This is a genomic window from Nocardia sp. Marseille-Q1738, assembly GCF_965283145.1.
The window spans coordinates 12,378-30,447 of sequence record NZ_CBDIMS010000004.1 but is presented as its reverse complement, the minus strand read 5'-3'; the positions used below and the strand labels follow the sequence as shown (position 1 = coordinate 30,447).

General features: G+C 65.8%; 16 protein-coding genes and 1 pseudogene. 9 read left to right on the top strand and 8 right to left on the bottom strand.

Annotation, left to right across the window (positions count from 1 at the left end; genetic code table 11):
• The first annotated feature begins 10 nt into the window (after window positions 1–10).
• The 5 genes and pseudogenes from ACWPXK_RS16905 (at window position 11) to ACWPXK_RS16885 (ending at window position 4,548) form a co-directional block, all read left to right on the top strand.
• A complete protein-coding gene (locus ACWPXK_RS16905) occupies window positions 11–1,660 on the top strand; it encodes a class I adenylate-forming enzyme family protein (RefSeq protein ID WP_454197091.1) in 1,650 nt (549 codons plus the stop codon).
• Between the two features lie 10 nt (window positions 1,661–1,670).
• A pseudogene (locus ACWPXK_RS16900) lies at window positions 1,671–1,928 on the top strand (hypothetical protein); the annotation flags it as partial.
• A gap of 35 nt (window positions 1,929–1,963) precedes the next feature.
• Complete coding sequence (locus tag ACWPXK_RS16895; RefSeq protein ID WP_454197090.1) at window positions 1,964–2,137, top strand: hypothetical protein; 174 nt, start codon at window positions 1,964–1,966, stop codon at window positions 2,135–2,137.
• Between the two features lie 62 nt (window positions 2,138–2,199).
• Complete coding sequence (locus ACWPXK_RS16890; RefSeq protein ID WP_454197558.1) at window positions 2,200–3,270, top strand: metallophosphoesterase; 1,071 nt, start codon at window positions 2,200–2,202, stop codon at window positions 3,268–3,270.
• A 402-nt stretch (window positions 3,271–3,672) separates the two neighbouring features.
• The gene (locus ACWPXK_RS16885) at window positions 3,673–4,548 is read left to right on the top strand and encodes a hypothetical protein (RefSeq protein WP_454197089.1); all 876 of its coding nucleotides are present in this window, start codon (window positions 3,673–3,675) and stop codon (window positions 4,546–4,548) included.
• An 85-nt stretch (window positions 4,549–4,633) separates the two neighbouring features.
• Here the strand turns inward: ACWPXK_RS16885 and ACWPXK_RS16880 are convergent, their stop codons facing one another.
• Window positions 4,634–6,280: an MFS transporter gene (locus ACWPXK_RS16880; RefSeq protein WP_454197088.1), complete on the bottom strand. Its 1,647-nt coding sequence runs from the start codon at window positions 6,278–6,280 to the stop codon at window positions 4,634–4,636.
• A gap of 120 nt (window positions 6,281–6,400) precedes the next feature.
• The gene (locus ACWPXK_RS16875) at window positions 6,401–6,778 is read right to left on the bottom strand and encodes an SHOCT domain-containing protein (RefSeq protein WP_454197087.1); all 378 of its coding nucleotides are present in this window, start codon (window positions 6,776–6,778) and stop codon (window positions 6,401–6,403) included.
• A gap of 353 nt (window positions 6,779–7,131) precedes the next feature.
• Here ACWPXK_RS16875 and ACWPXK_RS16870 point away from each other — a divergent pair, with 353 nt between their 5' ends.
• Complete coding sequence (locus tag ACWPXK_RS16870) at window positions 7,132–7,953, top strand: class II glutamine amidotransferase (RefSeq protein WP_454197086.1); 822 nt, start codon at window positions 7,132–7,134, stop codon at window positions 7,951–7,953.
• A 175-nt stretch (window positions 7,954–8,128) separates the two neighbouring features.
• Here ACWPXK_RS16870 and ACWPXK_RS16865 read toward each other — a convergent pair whose 3' ends face one another.
• The 3 genes from ACWPXK_RS16865 to ACWPXK_RS16855 form a co-directional block, all read right to left on the bottom strand.
• Window positions 8,129–9,568 (bottom strand): DUF2252 domain-containing protein, encoded by a 1,440-nt coding sequence (locus ACWPXK_RS16865; RefSeq protein ID WP_454197085.1) that lies wholly within the window; start codon window positions 9,566–9,568, stop codon window positions 8,129–8,131.
• A gap of 45 nt (window positions 9,569–9,613) precedes the next feature.
• The gene (locus tag ACWPXK_RS16860) at window positions 9,614–10,012 is read right to left on the bottom strand and encodes a DUF7144 family membrane protein (protein WP_454197084.1); all 399 of its coding nucleotides are present in this window, start codon (window positions 10,010–10,012) and stop codon (window positions 9,614–9,616) included.
• A 196-nt stretch (window positions 10,013–10,208) separates the two neighbouring features.
• Window positions 10,209–10,745 (bottom strand): hypothetical protein, encoded by a 537-nt coding sequence (locus tag ACWPXK_RS16855; protein WP_454197083.1) that lies wholly within the window; start codon window positions 10,743–10,745, stop codon window positions 10,209–10,211.
• Window positions 10,746–11,086: 341 nt separating this feature from the next.
• On the opposite strand from ACWPXK_RS16855, the gene ACWPXK_RS16850 reads away from it, so the two are divergent.
• Together ACWPXK_RS16850 and ACWPXK_RS16845 are read left to right on the top strand one after the other, a co-directional pair.
• The gene (locus ACWPXK_RS16850) at window positions 11,087–12,931 is read left to right on the top strand and encodes a glycoside hydrolase family 15 protein (RefSeq protein WP_454197082.1); all 1,845 of its coding nucleotides are present in this window, start codon (window positions 11,087–11,089) and stop codon (window positions 12,929–12,931) included.
• Window positions 12,932–12,944: 13 nt separating this feature from the next.
• The gene (locus ACWPXK_RS16845; RefSeq protein WP_454197081.1) at window positions 12,945–14,339 is read left to right on the top strand and encodes an MFS transporter; all 1,395 of its coding nucleotides are present in this window, start codon (window positions 12,945–12,947) and stop codon (window positions 14,337–14,339) included.
• Between the two features lie 423 nt (window positions 14,340–14,762).
• Here the strand turns inward: ACWPXK_RS16845 and ACWPXK_RS16840 are convergent, their stop codons facing one another.
• On the bottom strand, window positions 14,763–15,062 hold the full coding sequence (locus ACWPXK_RS16840) for an SHOCT domain-containing protein (RefSeq protein ID WP_454197080.1): 300 nt from the start codon (window positions 15,060–15,062) through the stop codon (window positions 14,763–14,765).
• A gap of 48 nt (window positions 15,063–15,110) precedes the next feature.
• Window positions 15,111–15,563, bottom strand: a complete 453-nt coding sequence (locus ACWPXK_RS16835; RefSeq protein WP_454197079.1) for a DUF6325 family protein — start codon at window positions 15,561–15,563, stop codon at window positions 15,111–15,113.
• A 543-nt stretch (window positions 15,564–16,106) separates the two neighbouring features.
• Here ACWPXK_RS16835 and ACWPXK_RS16830 point away from each other — a divergent pair.
• The gene (locus ACWPXK_RS16830; RefSeq protein WP_454197078.1) at window positions 16,107–17,525 is read left to right on the top strand and encodes a hypothetical protein; all 1,419 of its coding nucleotides are present in this window, start codon (window positions 16,107–16,109) and stop codon (window positions 17,523–17,525) included.
• Between the two features lie 79 nt (window positions 17,526–17,604).
• On the opposite strand, the gene ACWPXK_RS16825 is transcribed toward ACWPXK_RS16830, so the two are convergent.
• The gene (locus ACWPXK_RS16825; protein ID WP_454197077.1) at window positions 17,605–18,009 is read right to left on the bottom strand and encodes a DUF7144 family membrane protein; all 405 of its coding nucleotides are present in this window, start codon (window positions 18,007–18,009) and stop codon (window positions 17,605–17,607) included.
• Between the last annotated feature and the right edge of the window lie 61 nt (window positions 18,010–18,070).

The following is an 18,070-nucleotide window of genomic DNA, read 5'->3' as shown; positions in this document are numbered from 1 at the left end:
GGAGGTATTGGTGACGAAAGCTGTTGACCCACAGGCGATGACGGCCCAGATTGTCGCGGGCCTGACCGCGCCGGGCGCGCCGTTCGAGATGACCGTCGAACCGGTGCTCGGCGTGCCGATACCCGTGCTGGCGCACCGCCGCCGCAGCCTGCTCGACGTGCTCGACGCTTCCCTGGAGTGGGGTGATCGCGACTATCTGGTGGCCGAGGAGCGCCGGATCTCGTTCGCTGAGCATGCCGCTCGGGCCGGAGCTCTCGCGGCGGCGCTGGCGCACCGCCACGGCGTCGGCAAGGGCGATCGGATCGGCATCTTCGCCGCCAACACCCCCGAATGGGTGATCGCGTTCTGGGCGGCGCAGTGCCTCGGCGCGATCCCGGTCGGCTACAACGCGTGGTGGGCGCCGAGGGAGATCTCGTACGGGCTCGGCCACACGGCGCCGACGGTGGTGATCGCCGACGCGAAAAGAGCTGCTCTGCTCGCCGACTCGGGTGTCGACGTACCTGTGCTGACGATGGAAGAGGACCTGCCGGCCCTGATCGCCGAGCACACCGGTGAAATCCCGCGCACCTCGGTGGCCGAGGACGATCCCGCGGTCATCCTCTACACCAGCGGTACCAGCGGCAGGCCGAAAGGCGTGGTGCACTCGCATCGGAACCTGGTGGCGATCAGCGATTATCACCGATTCTCCGATGCGATCCTGGCCGCGTTCACCGGCCGGCCGCCGAGCTCGGGCCCCAGCGACCGCCGTTACCTGATCACCTTGCCGCTGTTTCACATCGCGAGCCTGCACAACCTGGTGGTCCCGCGGTTGGCGACCGGCGCGGCCGTGGTATTCCCGCACGGCGGGTTCGACGTGGACCGGGTGCTGCGGCTGGTGGAACGCGAGCGGGTCACCAACTGGGCCGCGGTGCCGACCATGGCGAGCCGGCTGCTCGAGCACGACCTGTCCCGCTACGACCTGACCTCACTGACGGCATTCTCGCTCAACGCGGCACCGTCTTCTCCCGCGCTGCACCAGCGGTTGCGGGAGCGGCTTCCCGTCGCGCAGTTCGCATTGACCACCAGCTACGGGCTGACCGAGAGCGGCACCGCGGCAACGGTGGCCACGCCGCTGGAGTTGGCCGCCGACCCGGAGAGCGTCGGCAGGCCGATTCTCGGTGTCGCCATCGAAATCCGCGACTCCGACGGCGTCGTCCTGCCCGATGGCGAAGAGGGCGAGATCTGCGTGCGCAGCCCGTACGTGATGCTCGGCTACTGGAACGACGATGCGGCGACCGCCGCCGCGATCGATGCGCAACGCTGGTTGCGCACCGGCGATTTCGGCGTGCTCACCGACGGCAGGCTCCGACTGTCCGGCAGACGAACGGATCTGATCCTGCGCGGCGGGGAGAACGTGTATCCCACCGAGATCGAGAACGCGCTCGATGAACATCCGGCGGTGTGGGAGTCGGCGGTGCTGGGTGTCGACCATCCCGACCTCGGTCAGGAGGTGGCCGCGGTGGTGGTGGCCGACCCGGATGCGGTCACCGCGGAGGAACTGCGGGCCTTCGTCGCCGAGCGGCTCGCCTATTTCAAGGTGCCCGCCCGGTGGCGGATCACCGCGGAACCGTTGCCACGCAATGCGACCGGCAAGGTCGTGCGGCGCGAGATCGCACTATAGGAAGACAGCGATGTTCGACAGCATCATCAAGGGCGGCCGGTGGTTCGACGGCACCGGCGCCCCGTCGGCGGTCCGCCAACTCGGCATCCGCGACGGCAAAGTGACCGAGGTATCCGCCGTACTGCTCGATGAGACCGGCTGCGGCCAGGTCGTCGACGCCACCGGTCAGTGGGTGATCCCCGGCATGATCGACATCCACACCCACTACGACGTGGAGGTGCTGCTCGATCCGGCGCTACCGGAATCGGTGCGCCACGGTGTGACGACGTCCAGGTCGAAAACGCCTTGGATCTGGTCACCTTGGTGTTCGACACCACGAGCCTGCTGATGAAGGCGGGCGGCGCCCTCGCGAGCGCGGCCGGAGTCGGAGGCACGATCATCGATCAACTCTCGCTCGTCCAGAAGCTCGCCTTCGCACCCGCGGACTACGGTGCTTCGATCGTCAAGGGCGTCATGCAATCCATGTGCGCCGTCTAGATTCGACCGACCACGCGAGAACAAGCAGTGAAGCGCAGGAAGCAAGAGTGAACGAATCCGAGATGTCGCACATCAATCGCCGGCAGCTGTTGGCCGGAGCGGCCGGTGCGCTGGCGGGAACGGCACTGCTCGGCCTGACCCCGGCGCAGGCCGTACCGGTCGCCGAGGGCGTCGCCAAGTTCGATCTCCCGACCGGCGGCAATGTCCGCGTCCTGGTCACCGGCGACGCGGGCACCGGCACCCGGACCCAGTGGGCGGTCGCCGATGCGGCGCGGGAATTCCATGCCCGTGAACCGTTCTCGCTGGCCGTCGGGCTCGGCGATAATATCTACGACTCCGGCCCGGACGACGATCAGGACATCCAGTTCGCGACCAAGTTCGAAAACCCGAATGCCGGATTGGATTTCCGGTGGGCCATGGTCCTCGGCAATCACGATACGAGTTCGGTCTTTCCCGGTGACGGCGGCTGGCTGGCGCGCGGCAACTTCGAGGTCGCCTACCATGGAATCTCCTCGCGCTGGTGGATGCCGAGCCGGTACTACTCGTTGCCGGTGCCCGCGAAGAACCCGGTAGTCGAGTTCTTCATTCTCGATCTCAACCCGCTCGGTGCCTACATTCCACCGGTGCTCGACCCGTACTGGGCGGTCGATGGTCCGTATATGACCGACCAGCGCACCTGGTTGGACCAGGCGCTCGCGGAATCCACCGCGAAATGGAAGGTGATCTGCACCCACCACCCGTATCTCAACAACGGCCCGCACGGTAGCGCGGGCTCCTATGACGGCCTGCCGATCGAACCGATCAACGGAGTGCACGTGAAGCGGTTCTTCGAAGACCATGTGGTCGGCAAGGTGCACTTCATCATGTCCGGCCATGACCATTCGCTCCAGGTGCTGGAGCCGTCCCCGATGTCGAAGGGTACCCGACAGATCATCTCCGGCGCGGCGGCCAAGACCGTTTCCGGTCAGCCCAGCCTCGGTGGGGCCGACAGCCATCCGATGGCGTTCGGGAACTTCCACCAAGTGGGTTTCATGGTTATGGACCTCGCCCCGAATACGGTGAACCTGCGAGTTTTCACCGTCGATCCCGCCACCGGTGCCAGTACCCAGGCGTTCGAGCAGCGCATGGCGTAATGCAACGCTTCTTTCTCACCCGACAGTGGAGATCCGCTCGGCCTCGCCACGGCCGGAGAGCAGTGTGCCGTGAGCTGGTCCGAGGCCTCGAACAGGCATCCCGGTTGTGCCACCGGAATCAACTAAGTCGACGTGGTTGCCGGGATGTCGGCGTAGCGTTCGATTCGACAGGATATGTGCTGTTCATGACCAGTCGGACGACCGATTCCAGGCGCGTCGGACGAGGTGGATGGGACGTTCGATGCCGACAGCGGATGGTTCTCCCAGCGGCTCGGCCGGAGACCGGTGCCGGTTACTCCGCACCGTCGTGCCGCACGGTGACATCGTGGCCACGTTGCAGACCAGGCCAGTTGGCACAATCCGGCCCTTCCCGATGGAACGAACAGAAGGACAGTGAGCACGGTGCGGTCCGTGAAATTGTCGGTGGCATTGGCCCGCGAAGTATCTATCGCGCGCACCCAGGCCGCGACCGGCTGGCTGCGAGGAACGCCGTACGGCCGGACGCTGCGCCGCGCGATCGAGGGTCTTGCCGAGATCCAGATCGTGGACCGGTCGCTGGCGCTCGCCGCGCAGATCTTCACCTCGGTGTTGCCGGTGATGATCGCCGCGTCCATCTTCAGTGGCTGGCAGGCGCCGGCGAACACGATCAGCGACCAGTTCGGCTTCGATTCCAGATCGCTGTCCGACGGGGAAGCCGTTCCTACCGATCCGTCGGTGGCTGCGTTCGGTGTGGTCGGACTGCTGATGGTCCTGCTCGGCGGCACCTCGTTCGCGCGCGCTCTCGGGCGCGTCTACGAGGCGATCTGGAAGGTGCCCGCGATTGGTCCGCGAGACGCTTGGCGGTGGCTGGCCGCGCTGCTCGCGGTGGCCCTCGCCGCAGGTTTGGTCGGGCAGACACGCGAACTCGCTCAGATCCGTTACGCAGGTCGGCTGCTTGCCCTGCTGAGTGAGGTGCTCATCTGGGTGTTCGTCTGGGTGCTCGCTCCCTTTCTTCTTACGAAGAGAGCGCTGACCGGACGTCTGCTGTGGGTGTCCGGGGTGCTCACCGCGGTCGGATTGACCGCGGTGCACGCGGCAGGCCGTGTCGTCTTGCCTCGTATCACAACGAACGCTCAAGAGCATTTCGGTCCGCTGGGGCTGGCATTCACCTCGGTCAGTTGGCTTTTCATCATGTCACTGGTGATCGTGGGCGCGGCATCGGTCGTCAAGGCACTCGCGCTGGACGAGACCACCATCGGTCGCTACTTGCGGGGCCCGGACAGCGGCGACGGCGAATGACGCTGCCGCTGCGCGAATACCGCGAACGGTCGTTCGATCATCCCCGCACCCAGCCCACGTTCGACCCTGGCCACGTACGGTCGTGTCATCCCCCGTCGCCGGGCTCGGCTTCCCCTGGCGTGCGCTGCTCCTTCCCGTCCGGTGCGGCGACCGATCGGCGAGGCAACAGACCGGTGCCGAACAGCGCCGCGATCGCGAGCAGAGCGGTGACGGCGAACGCCACTTGCAGCGCCTCGAGGCGGGCCCCGGAGTTGACCGCGAGGATGGCGTCCGCGGTGGTGTCGTCGATACCGGCATTATCGAGCGCGCCCGCCAACTGACTGTTGGACAGGAACGGCACCCCGGCAGCCAGATCCGTGGTGGCCTGCTCCTGCACGGACACCGGAATAGCCGGATTGTTCTCGATGCCCGCGATGACGGACGACGTGAGCGTGGCGATCAGGATCGACCCGATCAGCGCGGTGCCCAGGGACGCACCGAGAGTGGTGGCGGTGTTCTGCAGTCCCCCCACCTCGGCGCTCTGCGAATCGGGCACGGCGGACACCGTGACGGCGCCCAGTTGCGAGGACAAGGCGCCCAGACCCAGTCCCATCAACAGCATCGGAATCGACACGACGGCCGCATTGGCGCCAGGGTCCATTCCAGCAGCGAGGATCAGCACGCCGACGATCATCGAGCACAAACCCATGCGAACGACCCGGCGCGGATCGGCATGCGGTCGCAACCGGGGGATGCCCGCCGCAGCCAGGACCAGTGCGATCGACAGCGGAAGGATCCGCACCCCGGTCTCGAGTGCGCTCAGTTCGAGTACCACCGACAGAAATAGCGGCACGGAGAAGAACACTCCGGCTTGAACCGCGAACTGTGCGAAGAACATGGTCAAGCCCCCGGTGAGCTGTCGGTTCGCCAGCAGCCCCGGATCGACCAGCGGATCGCGGCCCTGCTCCACCAGATGGGTCTGCCGCCGCAGGAACAAGTACAACGCCAGCAGGCCACCGATCAACAGCCAGATGACCGGCGACAGACCGAGCACGGCAGGTCCGCCGGCTACGGTCCGCACCCAACCCCATTCGCTCGACCGCAACACGCCGTATACGACCATGCCGAGCCCGATCACAGACAGGAGCGATCCGATGAGATCCAGCCGGACACGGTTCGCAGGAGCGTCCTCGACCCGGCGCAACGCCAGCAGGATCAGCACGACGACGACCACCTCGCCGAAGAAGACGTACCGCCACGATGCGAAGGTGGTGACGGCACCACCGAGCAGCGGGCCCACCGCGACCGCCATCGCTCCCGCCGCCGCCACCAGACCGTAGGCCGCGGAACGGCGTTCCGGTGCGAAGTTCCCAGCGACGAGGGAGACGATCGCCGGCATGATCAGGGCGGCGCCGATACCCTCCAGCAACGACCACCCCAGCAGGAGGATCGGCAGATTCGGTGCCAGCCCGGTGGTGAACGAGCCCACGCCGTAGATGACGAGGCCCAACCCGAACGTCCGGCGTCGGCCGAGGATGGTGCCCACTTTGCCGCCCGTGATCATCAGCGACGCCATCACCAGCGTGTACAGGGTGATGGCGGTTTGGATTCCGGTGATCGTGGTGCCGACGTCCTGGGCGACGGTGGCCATGGAAACGTTCATCACGGAGCTGTCGAGGGTCATCAAGAACTGCCCCGACGCCAACACCGCCAGCACGAGGGAACTCGACCGCACAGTCGGCGCCGACGACATCTGGCGCTCCTCTCATGGGCCTAGGCCGGTCCGAGCTGCCGAGTAAGTGCCACAGCTCCGCTCTCCAGCTCGTGCGGGCCGCTCGCATACGGAGAAGACCGGCCGCGAGTGGCAGTGCCGCTATGTCAGCGTCTTTGCCTTGAGGACCTGAAACTCCTCTTCTGTGATCGCGCCGGAGTCGAGCAGCGCCTTCGCCTCCGCGATGTTCTGAGCCGGGGACTTCCCGGCGACTTCCCTGATGTAGTCGTCCTGGGCATGCCGGACATGCTGGGCGGCGGCCATCGACCGCCGCGTCATTCCGTCGTTCTTGGCGACCACATAGATCAGCGCCGACAGGAACGGCACGAAGAACAGGAAGAAGATCCAGACAGCCTTCGCCCAGCCCGAACTCTCATGGTCACGGAACAGGTCGGTGATGATCGAGAACAGCACGCTCAGATATGCCACGAATGCGAAAGTGGCGAAGATGAACCAGAAGAAGTCCCAGAAGCCTTCCATTTTCGACGCTCCGTCCACTCGGCGTTTCGGCTAGGAGGCCAGGATATTCCGGCCTTTCCGGCGGTTGTGCTCGTCCTATCTGGATCCAGCCAGTCCTGCGTAGGCATCCTCGTCGGGCGGAAGTCGAAATTCTGTGTTGGTGCCTGCGGTCTGTCCATGTGTCCGCTCTCGGCGACTCGGATGTGGACAAGCGAATCCCGGACATGGCGTATACCGGCATCCTACCTGCGAAGACAACCCGGCTGAGACACAAGGTCATAAAGTGTGCAGGCGCTCGGCCGACACACGCCCCGAACAGGGAATGCCCGGGTTTCGGTCACGGCTTCTGTTTCAATTGACGAATGTGCAGGTGGATGGCGTACTCAGGGGAGCCGATCCTCGCCGAGGACCTGTTGTTCCGGCCGCAGCATTCGTTGATCGATCAAAGTCTGCACTCGCGCCTCGGAGAAACCACTACGAACGGTGACGGCTTCGGTATCGGCTGGTATGGGGAAGGCACCGAACCGGCGGTGTTCAAGAGTGTTGAACCCGCCTGGAACGACCGGAATCTCCGCGAGATCGCCGGCCAGGTGCGAACTCCGCTGTTCTTCGCACACGTGCGTTCGTCGACCGGGACACCGGTGCAGCGCAGCAACTGTCATCCGTTCCGGTATGGGCGATGGTTGTGGATGCACAACGGCTCCCTGCGTGGCTATCGGGAGATCCGGCGTGACCTGGTGACCGCGCTGGACCCGGCATTGTTTCCCGACCTCGAGGGGTCGACGGACTCCGAAGCCCTGTTCTTCCTCGCCCTGACCTTCGGCCTCGCCGACGATCCCATCGATGCCGTCGCCCGCGCAGTCGGTTTCGTCGAAGAGGTCGGCCGCGCGCACGGGGTGGACAATCCGGTCCAGATGACCGTTGCGACGACGGAAGGCGAATCGATCTGGGTCTTCCGTTACTCGAGTGAACGGCAGACGCGGTCGCTGTTCTTCTCGACGGAGATCTCCAAGCTGCGCGCTCTGCATCCCGAGGTGGAGGTGCTACACCGTCTCGGTGGCGCGACTCGATTCGTGGTCTCCGAACCCCTCCGCGACCTTTCGGGGGCATGGAACGAGGTGCCGGAGTCCTGTGCCGGGCTCGTCCGAGCGGGAGCGGACGAACTCCGGCCATTCCAGCCGATCTCACCGAACTGAGTCGAACGCTGGTCAACCAGGCGGCTTGCGGTGCCACGCCAGCGTGCGGAGCCGCACGAGGGCCTGCGTCCGTCCCCGCCACCCTGGCCCAGCAGGTCGGCTCCTCGTTCGTCCGCCTGCCGGGCCTCGATCGGGTCACGGCGTCGGCGGAGGAGGCTCGGCGGCTGTTCACCGGCTACACCCCGAGCCTGGCGGTGATCGTGCCGTCATCGATCGCGTTGCGCAGCGCGGCGTGATCGCGTGCGTTCTGGTCGGCATAGTTCTCGGCGAACGCGCACATCGCTTCCTCGAAGTCGTTGTCCGAGCCGAGGTAACCTGCGATCGCGAACCGGTCGCCGGCACGTGCGTGGGCGTGGGCGAGCACGCGGGCGCACAGACGGCCGTAGCGAGTCATCAGTTCGGGGGACATGGTCTGGATGTCGGCGGATCCTTTGCCGTCGCGGAGCTGACGGACGTAGAAGTCTCGTACCACTCCGTCTTCGCCCGGCCCTTGCTGCCAGCCGAGGAAGATATCGCTGGCGGCCTGCATCAGCCGCTGCCCGGTCACGACACGTTCACCCTGGTTCGTGACCGATGGGCCATCGAGGTGCTCCGCGAGGACCGACGGCTGGGCTTCCTTGATCTGGAGGAACAGCGGATCGTTGCTCGGCCCGCGGAGAAGGATGATCCAGGCGCGGGTGCCGACGCTGCCCACGCCGACGACCTTCCGCGCCGCTTGGACGTATTCGAACCGATCGAACAGGGCCCGCCAGTTGGGTTGCAGCGTGTCGCGGTAGTGACCGAGCCGTTGGATCAGTGCCCGGTTCAAATGCTCGGCATCGGCGCCGGTGAAGATTTCCTCGATCGGGACGATCAGCGGCGGCGTACTCACGATTCTCGGCTGCCCGTCGACGACTGTGGTCAGTTTGGACAGCGCCTGAACGCTGTCTCGGCTCCAGGACTTGTCGATCGTCTTCTGTATGCGTTTTGTGGTCGGGGAATCGAGGACCTCGCGCAGTCCGTCCAATTCGGTCGCGGCGTCGATATGGGAGTACCAGACCGCAAGCTCTCCACGTGCGGACTGGTAGTTCATGGTTTCGCGGTACTCGGCGGCGCAGGCGCGGGTGTATCTCCTGCGTTGTTTGCCGCTGTGGTTGTTGTCGCGCCCGGCGACCGCGAGGCTTGCGACGAGTCGTTTCACGTCCCATTCGAACGGGCCGGGGTAGGTTTCGTCGAAATCGTTGAGGTCGAAGGCAAGTCTGCGTTCCGGTGTCGCGAAGAGTCCGAAGTTGCTCAGGTGCGCGTCGCCGCACACTTGGGTGATCAGGCCGGTGGCCGGGGCATGCGAGAGATCCTCGGCCATGACCACGGCGGCTCCGCGGTAAAACGCGAACGGCGTAGCGGCCATCCGCCCGTACCGCACCGGGACGAGTTCGGGAATTCGTGTCGCTGCCTGAGTTTCCAGCAGTCCGACCGGGTCGCGTTCAGAGAGTGGTTCGTACTCGGCCATCACGCCGAGCGGTATTCGGCGCCGTACCGACCTGCCATATTCGGCGCGGCCGGCCAGGTTCCATCGGTCGGCCGCGTCAGTGCGTTCGTCGGGCTCCGGGACGGAGAGATCGTTTCGCTCTGTCATAGCCTCGGCCCACGATCGGGAATTTCGCTCAGAAAAGGGAGCCGACTAGACGCGTTCGGGCTTCCATGTCGTGACCGCCCAGATCACAACGATGTCGAGTGCGATGATCAGTACCGACCACCACGGGTAATACGGCAGCCACAGGAAGTTGGCGAGAATCGATATCGCCGCGATGACGACCGCGGCAATTCGCGCCCAGCCCGCTCCCGTGAACAGGCCGAACCCTACCGCCGTCATCAGTACTCCGAGCACGATGTGGATCCAGCCCCATGTGGTGAAGTCGAACTTGTAGACGTACTCGACGCCTACTACGAAGACTTCGTCCTCGGCTACCGCAGCGATGCCTTGGAACAGCTGGAGCAGTCCGACGGTGACGAGGATGATCGCGGCCCCTAACGAGGTTCCTGCCGCGATTCCTTGCTTGACCGACGCATTTTCGGACATGATTCGCTCCTTCCTCGAAGACCCGATCAGATATGAACGATTCTCCACCGGGCCCACTTGCTGGTGTGTGGGATCGTGGATCGGTGCCGGATCGTTGTGCTCGGCAAACAGACGCCGCGCACTGTGCGATGCGAACCCGATCGCAGCGAGGCGCATGTGATCACGCTTCGGCGCGGCGGCGCCGAGTTCCGCTCGCCTAGTGGGTCAGGATGACCTTGACCGCCACGACGGTGGTGGCCGCGCAGACCAGCAGGACCGCTCCGAGCAGTGTCGAACGACGGGGCTGCTCGCCGTGGAGCCGACCGATGACGAAGACGATTCCGCCGATCCGCACCAGCATGGCCGATTCCGCGAGCACCTGTGCGGTGCGTGGTTCGATCCACCCGATTGCCGCGGCCGCGAGGATCGCACAGGGCAGCACGGCCGAGCTGAGGATGGGGACGGAGTCGCGCAGGTCCGCCCATCGCTCCTGTGGGGAGAGAGCATGGCTCTGGCGCACCGTTTGCCCGACCCCTTCGGCGAAGGCGTGCGCGATGAACGTGGAGAGGGCGGTCCCGAGTACGACCAAGATGCCGACGTTCTCGGCGGACGGCGTGACCGGTATCAGTGCGGCAAGGATCAGGACGTTGCCGTAGATGTACGCGCTGATCCGGCTGGCCGCGTTTCGGCGGTCGAGCGGAACGCTCCGGGAAAACAGGGGTCCGTGCAGGAGGGCTTGTCTGCTGCGTTCCATCGGTCCTCACAGCGTTCGTCGCGGCGACACCAGTCTCATCATTGACGAAATCGAGGGTTGTCCAATGGTTGCTGATCTCGCCGATGATCGCGCGAGGCTCGCCGCCATCAGATTGAAAGCCTGATCTAAATGCGATTTCCACGGTGAAGACGTCTGCAACGTTAGTTCACCGCAGATTCGCTATCTGGAACAGATCTACTTTCGTCCGCTCTCTCCCGCGCGCTGGCGGCGCGGCGCACACTGTGAAGGAGAGTGCTTCCGGAGAGGAGGTGCGGACGCTTGGGCGGGGCCACTTCCGGCCGTCCGGTTATGCCCGATTTCCCTGTATGAAGGAGTAAATCGTGAACGCCTACCCACCGATCTCCGAGCATGGCATCGTCGGGGATCTGCAGACTACGGCATTGGTCTCGTCCGCGGGCACGATCGACTGGTGGTGCACACCGCGGCTCGATTCACCCAGCATCTTCGCGTCACTACTGGACAGCGAGCGGGGCGGACATTGTCGCCTGGCCGCCGATCTCACGACGGAGGACGTGGCGATCCGCCAGCTGTACATGCCGGACACGGCCATCCTCGTCACTCGGTTCATGGCGCCCGAAGGGGTCGGTGAGGTCGCCGACTTCATGGAGCCGATCCGCGATTCCGCACCCACTGACCAGCATCGGCTGGTGCGTGTGGCCCGGGTGGTGCGGGGGAGTCTGCCGCTCATGCTCACCTGCCGCCCGCGATTCGACTACGGACGCGCCACACACACCCTGGAACGGCTCGGCGACCGGGCTGCGGTCTTTCACGGCCCCGGCACGGATCTGCATCTGCAGGCCACCGACCCGGTTCTGCTGCACACCGAGGACGGGGACGTCACGGCCCGCTTCACGCTCTCCGAAGGGGAGACCGCCGTGATCGTGTTGACCAGTAACGCGAGCGACGGTCCAGCGCCGGCGCATCCGTCGCGCGAGGATATCGCCGCCGCGTTCGAACAGTGCCGGGGCTTCTGGCAGTCCTGGCTGCGTTCGTCCACCTACCGGGGCCGGTGGCGGGACATGGTCAACCGTTCGGCGATCACGTTGAAACTGCTCACCTATGCACCCACCGGTGCGCCGATCGCCGCGGCCACGATGGGTCTGCCGGAGCAACTCGGCGGCGAGCGCAACTGGGACTACCGCTACACCTGGGTCCGGGATGCTTCGTTGTCGGTCCGGGCGTTGATCGACCTCGGCTTCACCGAAGAGGCATTGGCTTTCCGGCGCTGGCTGCGCGACCGCCTCGACGCCGGTGACACGGCGTCCGGTGAGCCGCTGCAGATCATGTACCGGATCGATGGTGACCCGCATCTGGAAGAGGAGGTACTAGACCATCTGGAGGGCTATTGCGGTTCCGCGCCGGTGCGGGTCGGGAACGCGGCGGCGGATCAGATCCAACTCGATATCTACGGTGAGGCCGCCGACGCCCTGGCTCAATCGTCGGATATGGGTGGCATCTGGGGTTGGCGGTCGTTCGCGAACCTGACCGACTGGCTGACCGAGCACTGGGACCGGCCCGACGAGGGGATCTGGGAAACTCGCGGCGGCCAGCAGGAATTCACCTACAGCCGGCTGATGACGTGGGTCGCGTTCGATCGAGGCATCCAGTTGGCCACCGACTACTCGCGACCCGCTGATGTAGCCCGCTGGACACAGGCGCGGGACGCGGTGTTCGCCCAGATCGTCGAACGCGGCTGGAGCGCGAAGCGGCAGGCTTTCGTCCAGCATTACGCCACCGATGTGCTGGATGCGTCGCTGCTGCTGATGCCACGCATGGGGTTTCTGTCACCGCGCGACCCGGCATGGCTGAGCACCCTCGACGCCATGGACGACGAACTGGTCCGAGACAGCCTGGTCTACCGCTACGACCCCGAGGCATCGCCGGACGGTCTGCGCGGCGTCGAAGGCACCTTCAACTTGTGCAGCTTCCTGTATGTCGAGGCACTCGCCCGTGCGGGCCGGGTGACCCAAGCCCGCTACGCCTTCGACAAGATGCTCACTTACGCCAATCACGTCGGGCTCTTCGCCGAGGAGATCGGTCCCTCCGGCGAACAATTGGGCAACTTCCCGCAGGCATTCACCCACCTGGCCCTGGTCGCGGCCGCTATGGCCCTCGACGAGCAACTCGACCGCGCCGAGGCCCAGCCCACGGCGACGCCCGGATAGGCCGAGCAGCCGGATGGCCGGTACCGGTGTGTCCAGCCCACCCCGCGGGGCGCTCGTTCCGCTGGCGCTCGCGCAGTTCATCTGCAGCTTCGCCGGTTCGAACATGAACGTGATGATCAACGACATCAGCGCCGACCTGAACACCACGGCGCAGGGCGTGCAGGTCGTGATAACGGTCTTCCTGCTGGTCATGGCGGCGCTGATGATTCCCGGCGGCAAGCTCACCGACCGCTACGGCCGCAAACGCTGTTTCGAGCTGGGTCTGATGATCTACGGTGTCGGCGCCGTTGTGAGTGCGCTCGCTCCCGGGCTGGGGGTGCTGATCCTGGGCAACTCGATTCTCGAGGGTATCGGCACCGCGATGCTGATCCCGCCCGTTTACATCCTCACAACCCTGCTGTTCACCGAAACGGCCTCGCGGGCACGGGCATTCGGCGCGATCATGGCGCTGGGTGGCATCGGTGCGGCGGCGGGACCGTTGCTCGGCGGAGTCATCACCTCCGCGCTCAGCTGGCGAGCGGCGTTCGCTTTCCAAGCACTGGTGGTCGGATTGATCGTGCTGCTCGGTCGGCGCATCGCCGACCCTTTGCCGCCGGACCCGACCCGGGCCTTCGACGTCGGTGGTGCAATTCTGTCGGCGGCCGGTCTGATACTGCTCGTGACCGGCATCCTGGCGGCCGACGACAATGGCTGGCTCATGCTCGGCCTGCTGCTGCTCGGCGCAGTGGTCCTGGCGTGCTTCTTCCTCAACATTCGCGCCCGGGAGCGAGCCGGACGCGAACCGCTCATTTCGACGAGCCTGTTCCGCAACCGCACCTCCAACCTGGGACTGATCACCGAACACATCCAGTGGCTGCTGCTGATGGGAACGTCGTTCGTGGTGGCGGCATACCTGCAGGTCGTGCGGGGATACGACGCGATTCAGACCGGCGTGATCTTCACCGCGGCCACCCTGGGACTGCTGGCTTCGTCACTGGCCGCGGCACGGCTGGCGCGACGGCGCGCCCAGCGCACCCTCATCATGGCGGGCTTTCTGGTGACCATCGCCGGCATCGGCGTGCTGCTCGCGCTGGCCGGGACTCTGGTGAATCCCTGGGCGTTCGCGCCCGGACTGCTGCTGATCGGCCTCGGGCTCGGCGTCATGCTGACTCCAGCGGTCAATGTCGTCCAGTCCAGTTTCGGCGAGGACCAACAGGGCGAAATCTCCGGGCTGTCGCGCAGCGTGTCCAACCTCGGCTCCTCGCTCGGCACCGCCATCGCAGGCACCATCCTCGTCGCCGGGCTCACGTCCCACGCCTATGCCGCTGCGATGATCGTCCTGGCCGCCATCGGAGCCGCCGGATTCCTCGCCGCGGCGTTGCTACCCCGGCGCGCCGCCGCGGCCGCGGAAAGCCGTGGAGCCGGGTGACGTCGTTGCGCCGAGTGCTCGAGTTCCACGGCCTGCAACAGCCCAGCAATGCCGATTCGGCCGCTACTCTTCTACGTCGGGTCGGTGGCACTCGCACGGGTGGTGCTTACACGCGCTGTTGTGGCACAAGGTCAGTCGTGCGATACCGCGGCGGATCTCGTCGACTGTCATCGGTCGTCGTGACCGCAGTCCCGTTCGTGAGCGCCCGATCCGATCGGGATCTGATTTGCCATTGTGGAACGGTGAGGTCCCCGCGTCATTGCTGGTAAAACGTCGATGCCACCCTGAATCGATCTGTAATTTCGCAACGTACACTCGTGCCGCCACCGCATCGGCACCCATACCGCGACCAAGGGGCATAGTGGTATCTACAAGTTCCGTTGCCGTTGAGCAAGCAGTGAATGGCGTAGAGGGGAAATTCCTTCAGGATGCGAGAATTCTGGCCTTCTCGGCTTCGAACTCGGCTTCGGTGAGCACACCCTGCGCTCTGAGCTGGGCGAGTTCTTTCAATGCGGTGATCCGGTCCATCCCCGCACCGCCGCCGGACGGCGGCGCGGGCTGCGGTGCGGCGGGCTGCGCCGCATACTGCGCGTCGGGGGCGTACTGCGCCTGCTCCTGCATGGCCCAGCGCTCTCCCTGCCGTCGGGAGACGCGGTTGGAGACAGCGGTCGCGGTTCCGGCGACCACGGCGGTGCGGGCTACGCCGCGAAGCAGTCCGGGCATGACACTCTCCTTACTCGGTCGGGCCGACGACGCGAATGCGATTGTTTGCTAACGAGTTTCGGCCTCAATGGCATCGAGGGACGACAAGATGCTCTGCACGGGGATGCGGCCGGAGGCCACGAGTTCGGCGCCGTTGCGCCGCAGCGCGGATGCGAAGGGCGCCGCCCACCTGTTCTCGTAGACCAGAATCGCGGCTGAGCATCCCGGTTCCAGCGCCGCACCGGCTTCCCTGCGGTCGGTTTCGTCGAGCAGGCCCGAGCCCGCCTCCGCGAACAGGGTGATGTCGAAGTCCCCTTCGAGTCCGACGTCGGCGATGTCGATTCCGGATAGGGATCCGTCGGTGCCCTTGCGGACGAACGCCAGATCCAGCACCCGGACGATGCCGCGCTCGACGAGGTCGCGCAGCAGGGGCAGCGCCGAACCGTCCGGAGGCCTATCGGCGGGAAATTCGATTACGAGATAGTCGATGGGACCTAACGCGTCGATATCGGTTTCGGTCACGGTAGCCCTCTTTCTGTCACGAGAAAGGAAGTCGTGTCAGCCTGACTCCCTGCAGAGCTCGTTTCAATTTCTGCCGGATCGAGCGGCGTCGGTTCGAGAAGAATCCCGAACTCATCGGCATCAGTGGTGCTAATCTCGGTCCAAGCGTACGCCCCTGATCGTCACCAGATCGCTGATTTCTCACCGGACCTCGGATGGCCTGATCGGATTCGACCCGGCGTGAATCAGCAGATGCTTTTCGATGCAAGCCCTGCCTCGAAAGGGGACCGCTATCGCGGGGAACATGCGTGTCGGCGGAGAAACCAACAGGGTCGAGCAAGGCATCGCGGGCGGAACGTCGATGCTCTCGGCGGACCGCTCCGCCGAGACCGGGGCGGCGCCGCCCTCACCGAGACCGGGGCGGCGCCGCCAACCGAACCGCACGATAGCTGGTTGCCGCGGTTGGTCGTGGCCGACGAATAGTAGGCGCACGGGCCGCCCGACACCGTTGGTTTCGATGACGTCGGGGAAACGCCGTATCCGTTCCTGGAGTGAGGGGTACCGATGGCTTCCGATGCGCGAGAGGACACGCCCGGCGACAGGTTGAGCGCCGACGAACGCGCCGAGCTGGAGCGGCTGCGTGCCGAGGTGGCTGCCCTGCGGACGAAAGGTCGTGGCGCGGCGGCGCCGCCGGTACGCCGACCGCCTCGGCATGCGTGGCGGTGGACCGCGGTGGCGATCTTGACGGTGCTGGTCGCTGTTCTGGCGATCACCACGGTGGTGTCGCGGTTCGTGCGCGGTGAGGTCCTCGACACCGATCGCTACATCTCGACGGTGGCGCCGCTGGGCTCGGATCCGGCTCTGCAGACCGAGGTATCCAACACGATCACGGACGAGATCTTCGCCCGCGTCGACATCGAGGGTCTCACCGCGGACGCGCTGGCCGCGCTGACCGACGCGGTCCCGGCGACCGCGAACCGGCCGCGGGTGGATCGCGCGGTCGAAGGGCTGGCGCCCGTCATCACCCAGCAGGCCCGCGGCTTCGTCAACGACACTGTGCTGTCGTTCGTGCGCAGCGACCAGTTCGAGGACCTCTGGCTGCAAGCCAACCGTGTCGCCCACACCGCGTTGGTGGCGGTGGCGACCGGGCACGTCGGCCCGGAGTCGGTGACCGTCGACGAGAACGGCACCGTGACCCTCTCCCTGCGCACGGTGATCGAGAACGTCAAAGCCCGGCTGCTCGACCGTGGCTTCACCTTCGCCGAGAAGATTCCCGCGGTCGACAAACAGTTCGTGTTGTTCCGATCCCCGGAACTGGTGCGGGCGCAACAGGCGGTCGACACGCTCGACAGAGGCTCGGCAGTGCTGCCGTGGGTGACGATCGCGGCCGCGGTGGCCGCGATCGCCGCGGCACCCCCGGGTCGTCGACGCCGCGCCCTGGTCTTCGTCGGACTCGCCATCGCGGCGGGCATGCTCATCCTGGCGATCGCGCTGATCATCGGCCGGGCGCTGTATCTGGACAAGGTTCCGCCCGACGTGCTGTCACCGGATGCGGCCACCGCGATCATCGACACGGTGCTGGTGCCGCTGCGGACCGCGCTGCGCGGGGTCGCCGTGCTCGGCCTGGCGATCGCGCTGGGCGCTTACCTGACCGGGGACTCGCCCTCGGCCATCGCGGTGCGCCGTGGATTCGGGCGCGGTATGGACGCGGTGCAGCAACTTCGGCGATCGCGGCCGCCGAACTCGGTGGAAACGTGGGCTTTCCGGGCTCGCGCCGCGCTGCGCTGGGCGATCATCGGCATCGCCGCGCTCCTGCTGGTGTTCTGGCGCTACCCCACCGGACTGGTGGTGGTATGGATCGTCCTCGGCGGGCTGCTGGCGCTGCTGGCGCTGGAACTCTTGATCCGACCCGCCCGCGCCTGGCAGGACGAGTCCGAGACGAAGAACGATGCCGGGACACGGCCAAGGCCGGTCGGCGCATGACCGGCAGCCACAGCCCGCCGCGGTACCCAGCCGGTCCAATCGTCGGCCGCGGTGGTTCTGAGTGTGTGCGAAGAAGCGGTCAGATCCGGCGTGGGTGCCACGTCGTCACGGCCCAGATCACGACGACGTTCAAGGCGATCACCACGATCGACCACCATGGATAGTAGGGCAGCCACAGGAAGTTCACGAGGATGGACAGCGCTGCGAGGAACACAGCGATCACTCTCGCCCACATGGCTCCGGCCATCAGTCCGACTGCGGCGAGCACCACCAGGATCCCAAGGATCAAATGGATCCAACCCCAGTTGGTGGTGTTGAGCTGGTAGGTGTAGTCGGGCGTGGCCACAAGGACTTCGTCCTTGGCGATGGCGGAGATTCCTTCCAAGATCGACAGAATGCCGGCTGCCATCAGCAGGATGGCGGCGGCGATGGACGTCCCGGCCGCGACCGCCTGCCCGACGGAACGCTGATCAGTTGCTGACATGGCGAATCACCTCTCATAACTTGGTGAGGCATCTGATCGGGTTCACCGCCTCATCACGCGA